The following is a 20,762-nucleotide window of genomic DNA, read 5'->3' as shown; positions in this document are numbered from 1 at the left end:
AAAATGAAAACACAAAATTATATTCTCGTTCTTTTTATTGCCGTAATGTGCAGTATGTGTAATTCTTCTAAAAAAGAAGATAAAATTGTCACTGAAAAAACAACTTCTACAGAAAAAGAAAACGAGCACAAAGTTTTAAGTCCAGCAGATAGCTTGAAATTAGTAAATCATCAAATTGAAGTAAAAGGCGATGTTGAATTTCCGCTTCAGTTAACTGTCGATTCTTTGCAAAAAATGAATGTGGCTACAATCTCAAATTTCAAAGTAATTGGAAAAAATGGCGATGTCAAAAAAGATGATAAAATTTCAAAAGGAGTTTTATTAAAAGATATTTTAGAGAAAGCAAAAATCAAACAAAACGACCATAAAGACCGCAACTTCTATATTGTCGCCAGAGCTTCAGACGATTATAAAGCGACATTTTCATGGGGAGAAATTTTCAATAATCCAACAGGCGAAAATACATATGTTTTGTTCGAAGAAAACGGAAAACCGGTTAAAAACGGAGAAATGATTTTGATTTGCAAAAACGATATCAAAACCGGACCAAGACATGTATATTGGCTTAAAAGTATTAAAGTTTACAGAGTTAAGTAATGTTCTGAGTTACGAAGTTACTAAGATTCTATCCCGAAGCTTCGGGACTAAGTTTATATTTGATCTCGCAAAATCGCAAAGTTTTTAAGTTTTTTGAATTGCGTCCAGCTTTAGCTGGATGGAAATATAAAATCAAACGAGAAAGGGCTTTAGCCAAACTTTTGGTTATTTGGCTAAAGCCCTTTTCTATTTAAATCTTATACCCCTAGCTGAAGCTAGGGGCTACGCAAAAAACCTTTGCGACTTCAAGACCTTGCGAGATTAACTAATAGCTTTGCAAACTTTGCTTTTATCAGCGCAACTATTAAATAAAATCTTGGCGAACTTAGTGGTTAAAAAACTTTGAAAATTTTTTATTCTTGATAAATTAAATCCTGAATTGTATATTTATAGTACGAAAGTTAAAACTTTGATCGTTATTAACTTTAAATAAAGAAATACTTTATTATTTTTACCACATAATTTAAGCATACTATGAGTTCTAACTTTGATAAATTTCAAAAGCGCAGGTTAATTTCCTCTTATTTTTCGGTTGTATTAAGTGTATTTCTGGTTTTATTCCTTTTAGGAGTACTGGGATTATTCATTATCAATTCTAAAAAACTGGCCAATGATTTTAAAGAAAAAATCGCCATGACGGTTTTCTTTAAAAATGAAGCCAATGATAGTGTAATAAAAGCATTCAACACCGAATTAAAAAGAGCTCCATTTGCGAGATCATTCGTATATGTTACCAAAGAAAAAGCTGCAAAAGAACACACCGATATTATTGGAGAAGATTTCCTGACCTTTTTAGGAGAAAATCCACTTTTGAATTCATACGATATTCACTTAAAAGCGGATTATGTAGAAAGAGACAGTATTTCTAAAATCGAAAGCCGTTTACGCCAAAATACCATGATCGAAGATATTGTTTACGACAAACAATTGGTAAATCTGGTAAACGACAACATCAAAAAAGTAAGTATGTGGATTTTGATTATCAGCGGTTTCCTTGCGATAATTGCGGTTTTATTAATCAACAGTTCATTGCGTTTATCAATTCACTCTAACCGTTTTATCATCAAAACCATGCAAATGGTTGGCGCTACAAAATCGTTTATTCGTAAACCTTTTGTAATGCGTAGCGTAAAATTAGGAATGTTAGGTGCTGGATTAGCCATAATCGCTTTAATTGCCGTTTTAATTTATGTAGACACAAATTTTCCCGGATTAGGGATTTTAGAAGATAAAGCCTTAATTGGATTGGTTTTATTAGCCGTTTTCGGATTAGGCGTTTTAATTACTTGGGTAAGTACACACTTTGCAACACAACGTTTCTTGAATTTAAGAACTGACGATCTTTATTAATTTTAGATTTTACACTTTAGATTTAGATTTTTTAAAATAAATAGGCCTTCTCCCGAAGCTTCGGGACGCTCAGGCTGACAAAAAAATAGCAATGAAAAATAATATTAAAGAAGAACAACAACAAAAACAGGAATTCCTTTTTGACACTATTAACTACAAAATTCTTTTGATAGGAATTGCAGTTATTGCATTAGGTTTTATTCTAATGTCTGGCGGAGGAAGCGATAACCCGAATGTTTTTAATGAAGATGTTTTTAGTTTTAGACGTATCCGTTTGGCTCCAACAACTGTTTTAATTGGTTTTGGAATCACTATTTATTCTATTTTCAAAAAATCTAAATAGGCTTTTTTAGGCAACTTAGACAACTTAGATTTTTAGATGAATCTCTTTAAAAATCTGACATCTAAGAAGTCTAATAATCTAACAATCTAAAATAAATGAATACATTACAAGCTATCGTTCTTGCCATTATTGAAGGAATTACAGAATTCTTACCTGTTTCTTCAACTGGACATATGATTATTGCCTCTTCTTTTTTCGGAATTGCACACGAAGATTTTACCAAACTTTTTACGATTGTAATTCAGCTTGGCGCTATACTTTCTGTAGTCGTTTTATATTTCAAACGTTTTTTTCAAACACTTGATTTTTACTTTAAACTTTTAGTTGCGTTTATTCCGGCTGTAGTTTTAGGATTATTATTAAGCGATTTTATAGATGGTTTATTAGAAAATCCGGTTACGGTTGCAGTTTCACTTTTAATAGGAGGATTGATTTTATTGAAAGTTGACGAATGGTTCAATAAACCAAATACTGCAGAAACTTCACAGGAAATCACGTATTTGCAGGCTTTCAAAATTGGATTATTTCAATGTCTGGCTATGATTCCGGGAGTTTCAAGAAGCGGAGCAAGTATTGTGGGCGGAATGTCTCAAAAATTATCAAGAACTACAGCGGCAGAATTCTCATTCTTTCTGGCTGTACCAACCATGTTGGGAGCAACTGCAAAAAAATGCTACGATTATTATAAAGCTGGATTCGAATTATCCCACGATCAGGTTAATTTATTGGTTATTGGTAATGTTGTTGCGTTTATAGTGGCACTTTTAGCGATTAAAACTTTCATTGGATTTTTGACAAAACACGGTTTTAAAGTTTTTGGTTATTACCGAATAATTGCCGGAATCGTTTTATTATTGATTCACTTTTTCATTCATCCTCTTACCATTATATAATGACACCTGAAGAATATTTAGACGGACAAGTTTTATTGATTGACAAACCTTTAAAATGGAGTTCGTTTCAAGCTGTCAATAAATTAAAATACCTTTTAATCAATAAAGTTGGACTTCCAAAAAAGTTCAAAATTGGTCACGCCGGAACTTTAGATCCTTTGGCTACAGGATTACTATTAATTTGTACCGGAAAATTTACCAAAAGAATTTCTGAACTTCAAGGCCAGGCAAAAGAATATACCGGAACTTTTTATATCGGGGCCACTACTCCGTCGTATGATTTAGAAACCGAAATCGACGAAACTTTTCCAACTTCGCATATTTACGACGCTTTAATTCATGAAACCGTAAAACAGTTTTTAGGCGAAATTGATCAAAAACCACCTATTTTTTCAGCAATCAAAAAAGATGGCGTTCGTTTATACGAACATGCACGCGCCGGGGAAACTATTGAAATTGAAAGCAGAAAAACGACCATTCACGAATTTGAAATTACCCGAATCGCATTACCTGAAATCGATTTTAGAGTAGTTTGCAGCAAAGGAACTTATATCCGCTCCTTAGCTTTTGATTTTGGAAAAGCCATGAATTCAGGTTCGCATTTAACTGCTTTACGCCGAACTAAAATTGGCGATTATGACGTAAAAAATGCAATCGATATTACGTTATTTGAAGAAAGCCTGAAATAAAGAAATCTGAAACCAGAATAAAATAAAAAAGCACATTACAAATGTGAAAGTAATGTGCCAAACTCCTAAACTAGAGTACTACTAATCCATACTTTGATTTCCCGGGGTCAATAATGTGGCACATTTTTTCCTCCAAATAAAAACTTAGAAAAAAAATCGTAAAACTTGTCGAATAACTTTCTCATAATAGTGGTTTTTTAATAGTTAACATTAAATAGACACCAATAAAAAGAGTAAATCAAAAAGTTATAATAGAAGTGGGATTAGATTACTAATTTACAAATATTAAATTAAAAAACAAATATTTTAAAATCTTTTTAACGAGTAAAATATTTATTTTCAGTGTATTACCAACAAAATAAGGCTTTTTAAAGTTTTAAAACCAAAAAATTATAAACGGTTATATTTTATATCTTCCATGATCTGCATTAATTCCTGCTGAACAGAAATGCCTTTATCTGCCAGATACCACAATTGCAAATCGGTTTTAATTTTATCATCAAGCGCGCCATGTTCTTTTTTGTAGTTGATAATCAAATCGGCGGCTACTTTTGGTCTTGGTCCCCAATTAGCACGAACAATTCCGGCTTCTTTACAAATTACGATAACTTTTGGGATCGCTCTTCCGCCGTTTGTTAAATACTGGCTCATTAATTCGTCATTTTGATCGCGCAAAACAATTCTGAGATCAATCTTTTTATTCGATTCATGCGCCATTTTGTTTATAATAGGCAGTATTTGAGCAGCATCGCCACACCAGCCTTCAGAAATTACGAGCCAAATATAATGATGATCTAAATTTTGCAGCTTTGCAATAACATCTTCAGAAATTTTTATAGTTTTCTCTAAACGATTCATTCTCGCCTCATTGAGACTTGTATAATGCGTTAAAGCTTCAGATTGTTCGCTACCGGTTGATTTTCCTTCGGATAATAAATCAGTAACTAATTTTCGATATTCTAAATAAGAATAACTGTTGAATAATGCTTTGGCTACAATACTTTTCATATATGTTTCGTTTTGATCCTATAAAAATACAAATTTTAAAAAGACAAGCAGAATGACTTTTGTCACATTCAGGAAAATAACTCAAAAGTCGCGCTAAAATTAAAATTGGTAAAGAATAATTAATTTTTGAAAACATTATTTTTAAAAATCAGAATATGTCTATATTTGCACAAATTAACGCAACACACAAATGAAATATAAAAGAATTCTTCTAAAACTTAGCGGCGAAGCCTTAATGGGTGATTTACAATACGGAATTGACCCGAAAAGATTAGCCGAATACGCTGACGAAATTAAGCAAATTCACAGTAAAGGAGTAGAAATTGCAATTGTTATTGGAGGAGGAAATATTTTTAGAGGCGTCGCTGGTGCAAGCTCTGGAATGGACAGAGTACAAGGTGATTATATGGGAATGCTTGCCACTGTAATTAACGGTATGGCTTTGCAGGGCGCTCTGGAAGACAAAGGAATGAAAACACGTTTGCAGACTGCTTTAAAAATGGAATCTATTGCTGAACCATACATCAAAAGAAGAGCAGATCGTCATCTTGAAAAAGGAAGAATCGTGATTTTTGGTGCAGGAACCGGAAATCCATATTTTACAACTGATACTGCAGCTGTTTTAAGAGGAATCGAAATCAATGCAGATGTAATCTTAAAAGGAACCCGTGTAGATGGTGTTTACGATTCTGATCCGGAGAAAAATGCATCAGCTGTAAAATTTGATTTTATTTCGTTTGATGATGTCCTTAAAAAAGGATTAAACGTAATGGATACAACAGCTTTTACTTTAAGTCAGGAAAATAAATTGCCAATCGTTGTTTTTGATATGAACAAAATTGGAAATCTATTGAAAATCTGTGAAGGCGAAAATATCGGAACTGTAGTAAATATATAGTCATCAGTAACAGTTTACAGTCGCAATTGCCGACCTGAGCTGAAAACTGAGAATGAAAACTGAAAACTTAAAAATAATGACTGAAGAAATAGAATTTATATTAGATAGTACAGAAGAATCAATGAATGGTTCGATTGCGCATTTAGAAAAAGAATTTCTTAACATTCGTGCAGGAAAAGCTTCACCGGCAATGTTGGGAAGCGTTTTTGTAGATTATTACGGATCAGCAACACCACTTTCGCAAGTGTCAAAAATTAGTGTTCCTGATGCCAGAACAATTACATTGCAGCCTTTCGAAAAAAACATGTTACAAGTAATCGAAAAAGCAATTATGGTTGCCAATATCGGTTTCAACCCAATGAACAATGGTGATGTAATCATTATCAGCGTTCCGCCATTGACAGAAGAACGTCGTAGAGATTTGGCAAAACAAGCAAAATCTGAGGCTGAAGATGCAAAAATTGGTGTTCGTAACGTGCGTAAAGATGCTAATACAGATATTAAAAAATTAGAAAAAGACGGAACTTCTGAAGATATTTGCAAATCTGCAGAAGAAGAAGTTCAGAATTTAACGAATACTTACATCCGAAAAATCGATGAATTATTGGCTGCAAAAGAAGCCGAAATCATGAAGGTGTAACATTTACTTCTTAAAATAAAAGTCCGTTTGGTTAAAATTGTACCAAACGGATTTTTTTATTCTATTTTTGCATACCAAAATTAGATTGTTTTCGTTTTTGAAACTATAATCCTCTGTATGAAGCTATTTTGTTTTTTGACTTTGTTTTTCACACTTAGTATTCAGGCGCAATTTCAAATAAACGGAATTGTAACGGATTCCGGCAACAAACCACTTCCTTTTGCAACAATTACTACCACAGACAATAACAATACGATTACGGATGTTGATGGTAAATTCAGTTTTAAACCATCTGCAAAAACCACGACTTTTGCCGTTTCTTATATTGGTTTTCAAACTAAAATTATTGCTGTAGCAGATGATAAAAAGTTTTATTCGATTTCGCTTTCTCAAAAAACAGATGATTTAAAAGAAGTTGTTATTTCGAATGAAAATCCTGCTTTAGCCATTATTAGGAAAGTTATAGCGAATAAAAACAAAAACAATCCGCAGAAAAAACTCAGCAGTTTTGAATATAAAACTTACAATAAACTTATTGTTACGGCAAATCCGGATTCTATCGATGGACGAATTGATTCTTCTGCGGCTTATAAAGATTTAAATAAAAAGGAAATCAACATTGATTCATCTGACTATAAGTTTAAGGAAATAATCAGCAAACAACATTTATTTCAAACTGAAAAAGTATCCCAATATCAATTTGGAAACAACAAACTCAAAGAAACAATTCTGGGAACAAAAATGGCTGGTTTTAAACAACCGGTTTATGAAGTTATAGCTTTCAATCTGCAGTCTATTTCTATTTATGGTTCGAAATATGAATTGTTCGAAACCAAATATCAAAACCCAATTGCAGACAATGCACTTTCCGATTATAATTATAAACTTCTTGATACTGTAAATATAAAAGGCCGAGAGACTTATATGATTTACTTTAAAAACAAACAAAAAAGAAAAGCATCCGGTTTAGAAGGCGTTTTATATATCGATCAGGAAAATTTTGGTGTAGCCAAAGCTGTAATGCGAATAAAAGGCGTTTTGGATATTAGCGGAATTCACGAATTTGAATATGTTCCGAGTGAAAAAATATGGTTTCAGAGCAATACGACTTTCAAAATCGTAAAAGGAAAAAATGATGATGATATTAAGATTCTTGGCGGAACAATTCAGTTTGACGGAGATGTAAAAGACAATTTTGAACCGAGAAAAAAATCAGCTTCAGATTTCACCTATTTGCTTTCTGAAAGTAATAATTTTGACATTCATTACAATACAGATAATCCGATAAAAAACCCGGCGCTTTATATCGAAATTAAAGACGATGCAAGCAAAAAACCGGAAGCTTTCTGGAATGAGTACCGAAAAGAAAGTTTGGACTTAAAAAGCCAAAAAACATATCAATTAATAGACAGTCTTTCCATAAAGAAAAGAATTGAAAACCGTTTAGGCCTTGGCCGAAAAATTATTAATGGTTATGTTCCTATTGGTCCGATTGATCTTGACTTAAAAAAGATTATCAGTTTTAATAATTACGAAGGTTTTCGCTTAGGTCTTGGCGGAATCACAAACGATCGTTTTTCTAAAAATTTCAGAATTGAAGGTTACGGTGCTTATGGTACAAAAGATGGTGTTTTTAAATATAGTTTAGGATCCGGCGTTTTATTGGATAAATCGACAAATACCTGGCTAAACGGATCTTATACGGATGATGTCCGCGAGATTGCGAGTACCGTTTTTGCTGTTGATAAACGTGTATTTAAAATCTATGATCCGCGCCCAATTAATATTAGTACGTTTTATAAATACATTAGCTGGAAAGGAAACATTCAAACGAAAATCATTCCTAAAACCGAAGCTGTTTTGGAATTATCTCGTACATATGTTGAACCAAAATTCGATTATCTTTTTAATTACAATGGACAATTATACTCGAGTTATATTATGACGACTGCAATGATTTCGATTGTCTGGGCACCATTTAGCGATTTCATGCAAACGCCAACCGGAAGAAATGAGTCTGATAAAAGATTTCCGAGATTTACTTTTCAGTACACGCAATCTTTGCCTAATGTATTGGAAAACGATTTTAATTTTGGCAAAATAGATTTCAAAACCGAATATGAAAAAAAATACCTAAACGGTCAAAAAACGAGTTTGCTTTTGCAGGGAGGTTATGCTATGGGCGATGTTCCAATCACGCATTTGTACAATACAATGCCAAATAACCTTACCAAAGAAACCGTTGTTCAGCGTATTACTTTTGCAGGAAGAAACAGTTTTGAAACGATGTATTTTAATGAGTTTTTCTCCAGTCAATATATCTTTTTCCAAATTAAACACGGTTTTGACCGAATCAGAATACTCAAAAAAGTTCGTCCTTCGTTAGTTTTAGTAACGAGAATGGCGTGGGGAAATATGGAAAATCCGGAACAACACGTTGGCCCAACTTATAAAACCCTGGATAAAGGCTACTTTGAATCAGGAATTGAATTAAATAAGATCTTCAAAGGTTTTGGTTTGGGAGGATTTTACAGATATGGTCCAAATCAACTACTGAAATTTGAGGATAATATTGCGGTTAAGATTTCTTATGTTCTGGATTTGGGATTGTAGTTTAAATTCCAAATTCCAAGCCTAGTTTGTCATTGCGAGGAACGAAGCAACCGCACTAATAAAAGACACAAGGTTTGATTTAGCAAGTGAGATTGCTTCGTTCCTCGCAATGACAAAAAAAGAGAACAAAAAAATCCCAAACTCCAATCATAAATTGGGATTTGGGATTTTTTATTTGGAATTCTTTTCCCTTTAAGGTTTCAAAATCAAAACCGAAGGCGTATTATTCAACCAGATACTTTGAGATTCGATTAGTTTTTTCCAACTGTCTAAACTAATAATCATAATATTTTGGCTTTCTAAAAATTCTTTTTTGATTGTTCTGTCGTGCATAATCATAATATGATTTGGTGCAATTTGTTCGATTGAACGTATACTTTCCTGAATATCACGCGTACTTTTTACCTCGCCGCTAGCATCTAAAACTGTAATCTGCGAACCATTATTATTGATTAATTTCTTGGCATAATCAATTAAAAAAGAATCTTCCTGGCTAAAAACCGGCATAAAAACCTGATTTACTTCTTCGAGTTCCTTATCAATAAAAATTCCGACCGGCATTTTGCTTTTTGCAATTATATGACGGGTTCTTTCATCAAAAGGAGAATTTTCGAACAAACCTTCTTTTCCTGTAAACTTATCGATCAAACGATCCGGATTTACAATCCGGGTTGTAAAACCAAGGATTTTCCCAAGCAAAGTTCCATCAAAAATAGACTGACCTAAACCGACCAATAATAAGTCATATTCGCCCTGATTTGCCGTATCGATAATATCGGTATCAATATCATTCGTTACTTTAAAAACACTAATCATATTTTGATTCAGGTTTTCTGCTTCCTGAATAACCGGAACTAACATTTTCCGTTCGTGATCTTTTACATCAAACGAATGTATCTCGGTACTTAATGACAAATGCATTGCCGTTACAATCGAATTATCGCCTTGTTTTTTAACTAAACTATTGGCGATTTTTAGTAATTTCTTTCCTCTTTCAGGAGTTGCAAACGATAATAAAATCTTGTATTTGCTTTTATTTCCGATTTCCTGTGGAATCGCGGTAATTTTATCTTTAAATATAAATCCGATAAAATCTAAAGCCGGACCAGTCATAAAAGTGGTTACCAAAGCCATAATAACCATCATGGTAAAAATCTCCGTCGAAAGAACTCCTAAATCATAACCAATATTTAAGACCACCAATTCCATTAAACCGCGCGTATTCATTAAGGCTCCAATTGCCAAACTATCCTTCCAGCTTTGTCCAACAAATTTTGCAGCAAAAGCACTTCCTAAGAATTTTCCGGCAACGGCAACCGCAATAATTACTCCGGTTACTTTCCATAAATAAGGATCATTTAACAAACCTATTTGTGTACGCAAACCCGTAAACACAAAGAATAATGGCAATAAAACGATAATGGCAACGTCTTCGACTTTTTCGATAAAAATATTTCTGAATTTATTATTTTCAGGCATAATTGCGCCAGCTAAAAAAGCTCCGAACAAAGCGTGGATTCCAATTAATTCTGAAGCATAAGCAGAGAATAAAAGTGTGATAAAGAAAATAGCTACAACGGGCTTATTCAAACTTTCGCGAGTAGAATTTAAATCTCCAACACGTTTCAGGAACGGGCGAACTATTTTTAGCATTACAATTACGTACAGAATCGCTAAACCAATTACATATAAGGCACTCGTAAATGAACCTGCTTTTACAATTGCAATTACAACTGCCAAAATACACCAGGCCGTAATATCATCTGCCGCAGCACAAGTAATGGCAATGGTTCCGAGTTTTGTTTTTTGCATGCCTCGCTCCTGCACGATTCTGGCCAAAACCGGAAATGCAGTAATACTCATGGCAATTCCCATAAATAAACCGAAAGAAGCAAACTCAACTCCAACCGGAGCAAAAGTATGGTATATAAAATAGGCGAGTGATAAACCAAGCGCAAAAGGAATTACAATACTGGCGTGACTGATTACAACAGCATCGTGTGCTTTATTTTTTAATACTTTCAAATCCAATTCCATTCCGATGACGAACATGAAAAGGATTAAACCAATCTGACTTAAAAATTGTAAGTTCCCTAAAGATTCTTTTGGAAATAAAGCTGCTGAGAATTCCGGAAAATACATTCCGACTAAAGATGGCCCCAAAACAATACCGGCAATCATTTCACCGATTACAGATGGCTGCCCTATTTTTCTAAAAACCCATCCGAACAAACGCGCAACTAAAATAATAGTCACAATCTGAGCCAATAAAATAGCCAAAGGATGCTGTAAGTTTTCGACCATTGAATTCAGAAAATCATTCCAATGATTGCCTACAATTTGTTTATGTATGATTCCGCGTCCTACTTCAAGCGATGCGCCTTTTAAAATTACCCAATATATCAGAGCTGTAAAACCACCAATAACAGTAACGTAAAACAAAGAGTTTTTTATGTTATTCATAACTCATTTTTTTAATTTTAGTGGTGCAAATATCAGAACTGGGAATTACGTGAAAAAGGAATTTGAAACCTAATTTTCAATGTATGTAACAAGTCCGAAAAACTTTGTAATAAGTTGTGATTTCGATTGTCAGGCTGAGCGAAGTCAAAAGCTTTATTACCTAAAATGGCTTCGACTTCGCTCAGCCTGACAAATCTTACTTTATATTATTTCTCAAAAAAACAACTGTCATCCTGAGTGAAGTCGAAGGCTTGATTACACAAAAATGGCATCGACTTCGCTCAGCCTGACAAGTATAAATTATACAGTTTGTTTTAGATTTTTACCTTTTTCAAAAACTCAGAACGATACGTTTCGCTCAAAATTAACGTGCTGTTTTTATCCTTTTTTTCTAAATGATGCAAAACAATTTCGTTGTGATTAAAAAACTTAATTGCTTTTACTGCCACAATTTCTTTTTTGTTTATTCGGCAGAAATCAGCTTCGGGTAATTCTTGCAGAAGTGTATCAAATTTTACATTTTTTAAATTCAGGAAACTTCCATCAATTAATAAAACTGTTTTATCGCGGCTATCGCTAACCGCCGTTTTGATGTATTGAATCTGATTGAAATACAGTAACGTTTTCCCTTTATCAGTATTTAACTGAATAAATTTCTTAGTGCTTTCCGGTTTATGAAAACGTTCAAAAGCTTTTGAGATCGCTTTTTGCAAACGCTCCAATTTTACCGGTTTTGTAATATAATCTACTGCATCAATATTAAAAGCTTCTGCAGCATATTCTTTATAAGCCGTACAAAAAATGACCAATTTATTATCGAGCATTTCTGCCAAATGCAAACCATCGATTCCCGGCATTTCGATATCTGATATTAACAAATCAAAATCGAGATTGGGAATATCGGCAAGGAGTTTTTCTGGATTATTGAACGTTTTTACAATTTCTACTTCGGGAATTTGTTCGCAAAGCATTTTTAAGTACGTTAATCCGGGCAACTCATCGTCCAGAAGCAAGCATTTCAGTTTTGTATTCAAGTAAATCTATTTTTAGATGAGCTATATAAATATCGTTTTCTACAAATTTTTCTAATTTGAAGTTATTCTTATAAATGATTCGCAAACGGTGTTCTAAAGTTCCATGACCAAAACCGCTTCGTTCTTTCTTTAATACTTTTTTATTGGAGATTTTATTTGAAACCGTCATGAAAAAAGAATTATCCCGAAACTCAAAAACAACCGAAATAAAAGCATCGGCACTTTGCAAATCAGCGTGTTTAAAGGCATTTTCTATTAAGTCGATCGAAATTAAAGGCGCTAATAATGGCTGATCGTATAATTTATCTTCCTTGTTAATATTGGTCTTTATCTTCAACTCAAAAAGTGGACTGATTTTGATTTTATTGATTTCGATTAAATTCAAAGCGAAATCAATTTCTTCTTTTGCCGTGACAAATTTCTTTTTGCTTTCGTATAAAATATAATCCAGAACATTCGCCAACTTATCCAATGCAAAGTAAGTTTGATAAGCGTGCGACTGAATCGAATTCAAAATATTCTTAAACAAATGGGGATTCAGTTTTGATTCCAAAGTTTCTAACTGCAAATCATTCACTTTCATTTCGAGCGCATAGAAACTCTTTTCGGCATCATCTTTCGCTTTTTTGAACTGCATCAATTGATACATCAAAAAACAGATAATGACGATTAGCAATAAAAGGATTGCCAGAAAAATAAAAGTGATTGTATTGTCCTGCATATGTTACTCTTCTAACGGTGTATTTAATAATGCTTTATTATGAATCCAAATTCCAATTGTTAATATCAATATACTCAACACCCAAAGATAATACCCTAACTCTAAAGAAACGATCTTTGCCATTGAACCACTTTCAGCTCCTAATATTGCATTCCATGAAGCAAAAGAAATTGCTAAAAATAAAGCAGTCAGACTTAATACGAGAGCACCATCTTTGTTATTAATCAAGTAAATGATTGCTATCAAACTCAAAGGATTTGCTAACCAGATTATCTCTTCAGAAAGTCCGCCACCAAGAAATGCAATGGCTCCCATTAGAAAATATTCCCATGAAGCGGCAATATTTGTTTTATTATAAAAGAAAGTTACAACTGCATTTTGAGTTAATGAAAGTACAAAAACTCCTAAACTCAGAACAATAGTTATTATTTTAATCTTTTTAGGATTCATTATAATGTAAAAGTTTTTTTACCACTCCGATGGTTATCAGAATAAAAGGATTTTTATAAATCTGTCAAATTAATGAAATCTATCGCATATTTTATTGTTAATAAAAGTAAACTTATCTGCGTAAATCCGTTTAATCCGCGTCACCCGCTTTCCAAAATTAATGACTGGAAACAAACTTCAATCCAATAATCGAAGCGATTAGAGTCGAAAGAAAAAATATTCTCCAGAAAGTTGCCGGTTCCTTAAAGATAAAAATTCCAACTAAAACAGTTCCAACTGCTCCAATTCCTGTCCAAACGGCATATGCAGTCCCAATTGGCAATACTTGCGTGGCTTTATAAAGCAAAACCATACTAATAGTCAGACAGATAAAAAAACCACCCATCCAATACGTTGATAGAATTCCGCTTGTTTCCTTGGCTTTGCCTAAACACGATGCAAATCCAACTTCAAAAAGTCCTGCAATAATTAATAAAATCCAGTTCATTTTCTTCTCATTTTTAAATTAAATACAAATATGAGAAAAGCTAACGTTAGAATTGTAGAAAACATCTAATTTTTCCTAAAAACCATAATACCAATTATGTTAACAAACAGTAAAAAGCGAAGTGATAATTTATGATTTAGAGCACTTTTCACTACATTTGCATCCATTTTACAAATTTTATGAAAAACGCCGTACAAGTTGGATTTTGGGAAAAATTAGCCCGCATCATACTTAAAAATAGAATTGCGATACTTGTTGGGGTTTTGGCCCTGACAATTTTCCTTGGTTATCAATGGAAAAACCTTGCTATGACGTATACCGAAGCGAATTTGCTTCCTAAAAATCATATCGCAAATAAAGATTATCAAAAATTTCTTGACAAATTTGGCGAAGAAGGAAATCTTGTTGTAATAGGTTTTCAGGACTCGAAATTTTTTACACCAAAAAATTATGCAGCCTGGAATGAATTAATGACGGGTTTAAAAAACTCTAAAGAAGTAGATTTGGTGGTTTCTTTGAACGATTTAAAGAAACTGGAAAAAGATACCGTTAACGAAAAATTTGTTTTATCTCCGTTTATAGATCAAAGCAAAGCAACTGATCCTGAATATTTAAAAAAGATACAATACGATTTATTTCATAATTTACCTTTTTACGAAGGTTTGCTTTTTAATAAAGAAAGCGGCAGTATTAGATCAGCAGTTTACATCAATAAAGCGCTTGTAAATACAGCCGAAAGAAAAACTTTTATCCTGGAAAATCTGGTTCCGAAAATCGACAAGTTCGAAAAAACAACCGGAATCGATCTGAAAGTTTCGGGAATGCCATATATCAGAACGATTAATGCCGCGAATATGAAAGGCGAAATCGGACTTTTTATTGGCGCTGCTTTGTTCACGGTTTCCTTGATTTTCTTTTTCTTTTTCCGTTCGTTCAGAGCAACATTTATTTCGATTTGTATTTTAATTGTTGGCGTAATCTGGTCGTTTGGAACACTTGGATTATTTCATTATAAAATCACGATTTTAACGGCAATTATTCCGCCTTTAATTATTGTTATCGGGATTACGAATTGTATTTTCCTGATCAATAAATACCAGCAGGAAATTAAACTGCATAATAATCAGGCAAAAGCATTGCAGCGTATTATTTCTAAAATTGGAGTTTCGACTTTAATGACGAATTTAACGACTGCGATAGGTTTTGCGACGTTTATGATTACCGGAAATGACTTGCTTTTTGAGTTTGGTTTGGTAACCTCTATCAATGTGATTTCGGTTTATTTACTGACACTTTTAATCGTGCCAATTGTATACAGTTTCATGCAGGTTCCGGGAGAAAAACATTTGTATCATTTAACGAAAACTTACATTTCGACTTTATTGGATTTTGTAGAAAATGTGGTAAAAAACAAACGAAAAGTAATTTACACTATTTACGGTTTGCTTTTGGTTTTTAGTGTTATTGGGGTTGCGCAAATGAAAGTTTCGGGAAGTTTGATTGGCGAAATGCCAAAAAGTGCTTCTTTCTTTAAAGATATTTTATTTTACGAAAAAGAGTTTAATGGTGTAATGCCACTCGAAATAATGATTGACACCAAACACAAAAAAGGTGTTATGAAGTTATCGACGATGCGTAAAATGGACGAATTGCAAAACACGATTGCAAGTATGCCGGAATTGTCGAAACCGGTTTCTGTTGTGAATTTGGTTAAATATTCGAAACAGGCTTTTTATAACGGAAATCCTGAATATTACCAATTGCCAACATCGCAGGAACAAACGTTTATTTTGGGTTATGCCAAAAATGCAACGAAAAACAGCAAGGATAATTTGATGAAAAGTTATGTAGATTCGACTGGACAATATGCCCGAATCACCACTTTTATGAGAGATATTGGTACGGATGAAATGGCGAAAGTCGAGAAAAAATTACATGCTAAAATTGATGAAATTTTTCCTTCTGATCGTTATGAAGTTACCGTTACCGGAAAAGCACTGGTTTTCCAGAAAGGAACATCGTATTTGGTTGACAATTTAATTGAATCGTTGATTTTCGCGATTTTAGTAATTGCAGTATTAATGCTGTATTTATTCCGTTCGTTCAAAATGGTTTTTGCATCGGTAATTACGAATGTTTTACCGCTTTGTATTACGTCGGGATTAATGGGTTATTTCGGGATTCCGCTAAAACCTTCTACAATTTTAGTATTCAGTATTGCGTTTGGGATTTCGGTTGATAATGCGATTCAGTTTATGGCGAAATACAAACATGATTTAATTCAAAGCAACGGAAAAGTCAAAAAATCAGTTTTTAGTGCTTTGAGAGAAACTGGAATTAGTACTTTTTATACTTCGGTAGTTTTAATTTTAGGATTTGCTACTTTCACCCTTTCAAGCTTTAGCGGAACAATTGCGCTTGGTGGATTAATTTCTTGTACATTGGCATTTGCCATGTTTGCGAATTTAGTGGTTTTACCTTCGTTGGTTTTGACTTTTGAAAAGAAGAAAGCTAAGAAAGAGGATTTGGAGGGATTGGAAGGAAACACGAATTTCACGAATTAGCACGAAATAAATATCACGTAAACTTTGTCAAAGTTCAAAACTTTGACAAAGTTATACACACAAGTTTGGTCTTTGCGAGGAACGAAGCAATCTCATCTGCTAAATCAAGCTTCATGTCTTATTGCCGTGAGATTTCTCCTTTCCTCGCAATGACAAAATAGGACTTTTAAAAACGATTGCCCTAGCCTTGATAGTCCCGAAACTTCGGGAGTATCCTTTTTTCTTGCTTCTTTAGCAATAAAAAGATATAGCGGATAGCAGGAAACAGCTTCAAAAATTAATTATTATCGTTTATATTTGCAACTCGATATAAAAACACTGATTTTTATTTTAATCTAAAATCAGCAATCTAAAATCTAAAATTAAAATGAAACACACAAAAGTTAAAGACTTATTAAACAGTACTACGACGCTTCAGGAAGTTAATGCAAAAGGATGGGTGAGAACTTTTAGAAATAATCAGTTTATCGCGCTTAATGACGGTTCTACCATTAATAATATACAATGTGTTGTTGATTTTGAAAATACACCGGAAGAAACTTTAAAAAGAATCACTACCGGAGCTGCGGTTTCTGTTATCGGAACTTTGGTTGAAAGCAAAGGTGCGGGTCAGAAATATGAAATTCAGGTTACAAAACTTGAAATATTAGGCGATTCTGATGCGGAGAAATTCCCAATGCAGCCTAAAAAACATTCTTTAGAATTCTTGAGAGAAAATGCACATTTACGTGTTCGTACAAATGCTTTTGGAGCAATTATGCGTGTGCGTTCGGTATTGTCATTTGCGGTTCACAACTATTTTCAACAAAAAGGTTTTGTGTATGTAAATACGCCAATTATTACAGGTTCTGATGCCGAAGGTGCAGGAGAAATGTTTAAAGTTACAGCTTTGCCTTTCGACAATACACCAAGAACTGAAGACGGAAAAGTAAACTATAAAGAAGATTTCTTTGGAAAAGAAACCAACTTAACGGTTTCAGGACAATTAGAAGGTGAAACTTTTGCAATGGCTTTGGGTCAGATTTATACTTTTGGACCAACTTTTAGAGCAGAAAATTCAAATACTTCCCGTCACCTTGCTGAGTTTTGGATGATTGAGCCGGAAGTTGCTTTCAATGATTTGGATGACAATATGGATTTGGCTGAAGATTTTATTCAGTACGTTATAAAATATGCGTTAGACAACTGTAAAGATGATTTGGCGTTTTTGGAAGGAAGACTTATTGAAGAAGAAAAATCAAAACCTCAGGCAGACAGAAGCGAAATGCCTTTGTTAGAGAAATTAAATTTCGTTTTGGAGAACAACTTCAAACGTGTTTCTTATACGGAAGCAATTGATATTTTGAGAGATTCTACTCCGAATAAAAAGAAAAAATTCAACTATATCATCAACGAATGGGGAGCTGATTTACAGTCAGAACACGAGCGTTTCCTAGTTGAAAAACACTTTAAATGTCCGGTAATTTTATACGATTACCCGGCAAACATTAAAGCGTTTTATATGCGTTTGAATGATAACACAGAACCGGGAAGAGAAACCGTTCGTGCAATGGATATCCTTTTTCCTGGAATTGGAGAAATTGTTGGCGGATCTGAAAGAGAAGAGCGTTACGATGTTCTGATCGAAAAAATGAAAGCCCTGGAAATTGACGAAGAAGAATTATCATGGTATTTAGATACCAGAAGATTTGGTTCTGCAACGCACGCAGGTTTCGGCTTAGGTTTTGAGCGTTTGGTATTGTTTGTAACCGGAATGACAAACATTAGAGACGTAATTCCTTTCCCGAGAACTCCTGGAAATGCAGAGTTTTAGAAAAAAGGATTTGCCACGAAGGCACAAAGACACTAAGTTTATTTTTTTAACTGATTAAAGACTCAAAAAAATTAAAATAATACCACGAAGACACAAATTCACAAGTATTATTTTATTATAACTGAAGATTTAACAAATTTCAAAAATAAAAAACTTTGCACCTTAGCGTCTCGTGGCAAATATAAAAATATTATGCTCTCTGAAAAAACGGAAGAAATTGGAAGAATAATTGTTAACTCTGCCTATAAAGTTCATAAACAACTTGGACCTGGATTATTAGAAAGAGTTTATGAAGTTTGTTTGGCTCATGAAATTGCAAAAGCTGGTCTTGATGTAAAGCGCCAAGTCGATATTCCGATTGTTTATGATGGAATTGAATTTAGCGAAGGATTACGATTAGATCTTTTAATTGAAAATTCTATAATTATAGAAATAAAAGCAGTTGAACAGATAAATCCAGTTTGGGAAGCACAAATTATAAGTCAATTAAAATTGCTTAATAAAGATTTAGGCTTCTTAATTAATTTTAATGTACCCTTAATAAAAAGTGGCATTAGAAGATTTATAAATACAAAAAGAGGATATTAAACATTTCAAGTTAAACAAAATAAAGCCATTGTGTCTTTGTGACTTTGTGGCAAAAAAACAAAAAACTTTGCGCCTTCGCGTCTTAGTGGCTAAAAAATTAGTGCCTTATTATGCTAAAGCAATTTTTAAATTTAAAATTATCACAAAAATTATCTCCACAGCAAATTCAGCTGATGAAGTTAATTCAATTGCCTACGCAAGCTTTTGAGCAACGTTTATTAGAAGAAATGAACGAAAATCCGGCTCTGGAAGCTGGAAAAGAAGACGAATACGAAGCGGATGAATTCGCAAATGAAGAATTCGACGATTATGATGATGCCGAATCTGACAGAATCGAAGCAGACGACATTAACATCGACGAATATTTAAGCGACGACGATACGCCGGATTATAAAACTCAGGTTAATAATTATGGCGAAGACGAAGAAAGAGAAACTCCTTTTGCATCTCCTATAAGTTTTCATCAGGATTTAATCAATCAGCTGAATACTTTTATTCTGAATGATGAGGAACGCGAAATCGCCGAATTCCTTGTTGGAAGTATTGATGATATGGGTTATATCCGCAGGAGCGTTCCGGATATTGTAGATGATATGGCGTTTACCCAAGGTATTTATACTGATGAGAAAATGGTCGAAAAGATGCTTCAGGTTATTCATGAACTTGAACCTTCGGGAGTTGGGGCGCGTGATTTACAGGAATGTTTATTATTGCAACTAAAGCACAAAACACCAACTGAATATGTTGATTTAGCGATTGATATTATCGAAAATCAGTTTGATGCTTTTACCAAAAAACATTACGATAAATTATTGCAGAAATACGCGGTTTCGAACGAACAGCTTAAAAAAGCGATTCACGAAATCGAAAGATTAAACCCAAAACCGGGTGGATCTTTTACGGGAAACAACAAAGTAACCGAAAATGTGGTTCCTGATTTCGCGATCAGAATTGTTGACGGCGAACTTGAACTGACTTTAAACGGAAGAAATGCTCCGTCATTGCACGTTTCTAAAGATTATCAGGAAATGATGCAGACGTATAAGGATTCCCGTGATAAATCATCGGCGCAAAAAGATGCGGTGCAGTTTATCAAGCAAAAACTGGATTCGGCTAAATGGTTTATCGATGCGATCAGACAACGTCAGGAAACGCTTTTTGTAACCATGAATGCGATTATGCATTATCAGGAAGAATTCTTTTTAGATGGTGACGAAACCAAACTAAAACCAATGATCTTAAAAGACATTGCGGATATGGTTGGTTTGGATATTTCGACGATTTCGCGTGTTGCAAACAGCAAATATGTTGAAACTCCATACGGAACAAAACTAATCAAAGAGTTTTTCTCTGAAGCGATGAAAAACGATCAGGGTGAAGATGTTTCGACTTTAGAAATCAAAAAAATTCTTAAAAACACGATTGAAGAAGAAGATAAAAAGAAACCTTTGCCAGACGATCAATTAGCGGATATTTTGAAAGAAAAAGGATATCCGATTGCAAGAAGAACTATTGCAAAATACCGTGAACAACTGGATATTCCAGTAGCGAGAATGAGGAAGAAAATTTAATTCTTGAAATTAATAAACAACATAAGCCGAGCCAAAGGCT

General features: G+C 33.6%; 18 protein-coding genes. 12 read left to right on the top strand and 6 right to left on the bottom strand.

Annotated features, from left to right (window positions below):
* The first annotated feature begins 3 nt into the window (after positions 1 to 3).
* From ACZ0AH_RS02510 to truB, 5 genes are all read left to right on the top strand, one after another.
* A complete protein-coding gene (locus ACZ0AH_RS02510) occupies positions 4 to 597 on the top strand; it encodes a molybdopterin-dependent oxidoreductase (protein WP_463474322.1) in 594 nt (197 codons plus the stop codon).
* Between the two features lie 474 nt (positions 598 to 1,071).
* Positions 1,072 to 1,947, top strand: coding sequence for a cell division protein FtsX (locus tag ACZ0AH_RS02505; protein WP_463474321.1), 876 nt, complete (start codon positions 1,072 to 1,074; stop codon positions 1,945 to 1,947).
* A gap of 91 nt (positions 1,948 to 2,038) precedes the next feature.
* Positions 2,039 to 2,290, top strand: a complete 252-nt coding sequence (locus ACZ0AH_RS02500) for a DUF3098 domain-containing protein (RefSeq protein WP_463474320.1) — start codon at positions 2,039 to 2,041, stop codon at positions 2,288 to 2,290.
* Between the two features lie 95 nt (positions 2,291 to 2,385).
* Positions 2,386 to 3,183, top strand: a complete 798-nt coding sequence (locus tag ACZ0AH_RS02495) for an undecaprenyl-diphosphate phosphatase (protein ID WP_463474319.1) — start codon at positions 2,386 to 2,388, stop codon at positions 3,181 to 3,183.
* Positions 3,183 to 3,872, top strand: a complete 690-nt coding sequence (gene truB / locus ACZ0AH_RS02490) for a tRNA pseudouridine(55) synthase TruB (protein ID WP_463474318.1) — start codon at positions 3,183 to 3,185, stop codon at positions 3,870 to 3,872. Before ACZ0AH_RS02495 ends, truB begins: the two co-directional genes overlap by 1 nt.
* Positions 3,873 to 4,262: 390 nt before the next feature.
* Here truB and ACZ0AH_RS02485 read toward each other — a convergent pair whose 3' ends face one another.
* Positions 4,263 to 4,880 carry a thioredoxin family protein gene (locus tag ACZ0AH_RS02485; protein WP_463474317.1) on the bottom strand — a complete coding sequence of 206 codons (618 nt, stop codon included), beginning with the start codon at positions 4,878 to 4,880 and terminating at the stop codon, positions 4,263 to 4,265.
* Between the two features lie 190 nt (positions 4,881 to 5,070).
* On the opposite strand from ACZ0AH_RS02485, the gene pyrH reads away from it, so the two are divergent.
* The 3 genes from pyrH to ACZ0AH_RS02470 all read left to right on the top strand — a co-directional run bounded on the left by pyrH (position 5,071) and on the right by ACZ0AH_RS02470 (position 9,031).
* A complete protein-coding gene (gene pyrH, locus ACZ0AH_RS02480; protein WP_463474316.1) occupies positions 5,071 to 5,778 on the top strand; it encodes a UMP kinase in 708 nt (235 codons plus the stop codon).
* A gap of 76 nt (positions 5,779 to 5,854) precedes the next feature.
* The gene (gene frr, locus ACZ0AH_RS02475; RefSeq protein WP_463474315.1) at positions 5,855 to 6,418 is read left to right on the top strand and encodes a ribosome recycling factor; all 564 of its coding nucleotides are present in this window, start codon (positions 5,855 to 5,857) and stop codon (positions 6,416 to 6,418) included.
* Positions 6,419 to 6,535: 117 nt separating this feature from the next.
* Positions 6,536 to 9,031, top strand: a complete 2,496-nt coding sequence (locus ACZ0AH_RS02470) for a DUF5686 family protein (protein WP_463474314.1) — start codon at positions 6,536 to 6,538, stop codon at positions 9,029 to 9,031.
* 192 nt (positions 9,032 to 9,223) lie between these two features.
* Here ACZ0AH_RS02470 and ACZ0AH_RS02465 read toward each other — a convergent pair whose 3' ends face one another.
* From ACZ0AH_RS02465 to ACZ0AH_RS02445, 5 genes are all read right to left on the bottom strand, one after another.
* Entirely contained in the window at positions 9,224 to 11,494 is a 2,271-nt protein-coding gene (locus ACZ0AH_RS02465; RefSeq protein ID WP_463474313.1) for a cation:proton antiporter, read from the bottom strand.
* A 314-nt stretch (positions 11,495 to 11,808) separates the two neighbouring features.
* Positions 11,809 to 12,528 carry a LytR/AlgR family response regulator transcription factor gene (locus ACZ0AH_RS02460; protein ID WP_463474312.1) on the bottom strand — a complete coding sequence of 240 codons (720 nt, stop codon included), beginning with the start codon at positions 12,526 to 12,528 and terminating at the stop codon, positions 11,809 to 11,811.
* On the bottom strand, positions 12,491 to 13,249 hold the full coding sequence (locus ACZ0AH_RS02455) for a sensor histidine kinase (RefSeq protein ID WP_463474311.1): 759 nt from the start codon (positions 13,247 to 13,249) through the stop codon (positions 12,491 to 12,493). Before ACZ0AH_RS02455 ends, ACZ0AH_RS02460 begins: the two co-directional genes overlap by 38 nt.
* 3 nt (positions 13,250 to 13,252) lie before the next feature.
* Entirely contained in the window at positions 13,253 to 13,699 is a 447-nt protein-coding gene (locus tag ACZ0AH_RS02450; protein ID WP_463474310.1) for a hypothetical protein, read from the bottom strand.
* A 157-nt stretch (positions 13,700 to 13,856) separates the two neighbouring features.
* On the bottom strand, positions 13,857 to 14,186 hold the full coding sequence (locus ACZ0AH_RS02445; RefSeq protein WP_463474309.1) for a DMT family transporter: 330 nt from the start codon (positions 14,184 to 14,186) through the stop codon (positions 13,857 to 13,859).
* Positions 14,187 to 14,365: 179 nt separating this feature from the next.
* Between ACZ0AH_RS02445 and ACZ0AH_RS02440 the strand changes: the two genes are divergently transcribed.
* The 4 genes from ACZ0AH_RS02440 to rpoN all read left to right on the top strand — a co-directional run bounded on the left by ACZ0AH_RS02440 (position 14,366) and on the right by rpoN (position 20,722).
* The gene (locus tag ACZ0AH_RS02440; RefSeq protein ID WP_463474308.1) at positions 14,366 to 16,750 is read left to right on the top strand and encodes an efflux RND transporter permease subunit; all 2,385 of its coding nucleotides are present in this window, start codon (positions 14,366 to 14,368) and stop codon (positions 16,748 to 16,750) included.
* A gap of 367 nt (positions 16,751 to 17,117) precedes the next feature.
* A complete protein-coding gene (gene asnS / locus ACZ0AH_RS02435; protein ID WP_463474307.1) occupies positions 17,118 to 18,563 on the top strand; it encodes an asparagine--tRNA ligase in 1,446 nt (481 codons plus the stop codon).
* A gap of 192 nt (positions 18,564 to 18,755) precedes the next feature.
* Positions 18,756 to 19,151: a GxxExxY protein gene (locus ACZ0AH_RS02430; protein WP_463474306.1), complete on the top strand. Its 396-nt coding sequence runs from the start codon at positions 18,756 to 18,758 to the stop codon at positions 19,149 to 19,151.
* A 110-nt stretch (positions 19,152 to 19,261) separates the two neighbouring features.
* On the top strand, positions 19,262 to 20,722 hold the full coding sequence (rpoN, locus tag ACZ0AH_RS02425; protein WP_463474305.1) for an RNA polymerase factor sigma-54: 1,461 nt from the start codon (positions 19,262 to 19,264) through the stop codon (positions 20,720 to 20,722).
* Positions 20,723 to 20,762 lie beyond the last annotated feature (40 nt).

The organism is Flavobacterium sp. AC105 (assembly GCF_979258495.1).
The sequence above is the reverse complement of the archived record's forward strand: the minus strand, read 5'-3'. Positions and strand labels throughout refer to the sequence as shown.

Excerpts from the sequence above, each read along its gene's own strand:
- ACZ0AH_RS02510 (WP_463474322.1), top strand. The coding sequence starts at position 4 with ATGAAAACACAAAATTATATTCTCGTTCTTTTTATTGCCGTAATGTGC.
- ACZ0AH_RS02505 (WP_463474321.1), top strand. The coding sequence starts at position 1,072 with ATGAGTTCTAACTTTGATAAATTTCAAAAGCGCAGGTTAATTTCCTCT.
- ACZ0AH_RS02500 (WP_463474320.1), top strand. The coding sequence starts at position 2,039 with ATGAAAAATAATATTAAAGAAGAACAACAACAAAAACAGGAATTCCTT.
- ACZ0AH_RS02495 (WP_463474319.1), top strand. The coding sequence starts at position 2,386 with ATGAATACATTACAAGCTATCGTTCTTGCCATTATTGAAGGAATTACA.
- truB (WP_463474318.1), top strand. The coding sequence starts at position 3,183 with ATGACACCTGAAGAATATTTAGACGGACAAGTTTTATTGATTGACAAA.
- ACZ0AH_RS02485 (WP_463474317.1), bottom strand. The coding sequence starts at position 4,880 with ATGAAAAGTATTGTAGCCAAAGCATTATTCAACAGTTATTCTTATTTA.
- pyrH (WP_463474316.1), top strand. The coding sequence starts at position 5,071 with ATGAAATATAAAAGAATTCTTCTAAAACTTAGCGGCGAAGCCTTAATG.
- frr (WP_463474315.1), top strand. The coding sequence starts at position 5,855 with ATGACTGAAGAAATAGAATTTATATTAGATAGTACAGAAGAATCAATG.
- ACZ0AH_RS02470 (WP_463474314.1), top strand. The coding sequence starts at position 6,536 with ATGAAGCTATTTTGTTTTTTGACTTTGTTTTTCACACTTAGTATTCAG.
- ACZ0AH_RS02465 (WP_463474313.1), bottom strand. The coding sequence starts at position 11,494 with ATGAATAACATAAAAAACTCTTTGTTTTACGTTACTGTTATTGGTGGT.
- ACZ0AH_RS02455 (WP_463474311.1), bottom strand. The coding sequence starts at position 13,249 with ATGCAGGACAATACAATCACTTTTATTTTTCTGGCAATCCTTTTATTG.
- ACZ0AH_RS02450 (WP_463474310.1), bottom strand. The coding sequence starts at position 13,699 with ATGAATCCTAAAAAGATTAAAATAATAACTATTGTTCTGAGTTTAGGA.
- ACZ0AH_RS02445 (WP_463474309.1), bottom strand. The coding sequence starts at position 14,186 with ATGAACTGGATTTTATTAATTATTGCAGGACTTTTTGAAGTTGGATTT.
- ACZ0AH_RS02440 (WP_463474308.1), top strand. The coding sequence starts at position 14,366 with ATGAAAAACGCCGTACAAGTTGGATTTTGGGAAAAATTAGCCCGCATC.
- asnS (WP_463474307.1), top strand. The coding sequence starts at position 17,118 with ATGAAACACACAAAAGTTAAAGACTTATTAAACAGTACTACGACGCTT.
- ACZ0AH_RS02430 (WP_463474306.1), top strand. The coding sequence starts at position 18,756 with ATGCTCTCTGAAAAAACGGAAGAAATTGGAAGAATAATTGTTAACTCT.
- rpoN (WP_463474305.1), top strand. The coding sequence starts at position 19,262 with ATGCTAAAGCAATTTTTAAATTTAAAATTATCACAAAAATTATCTCCA.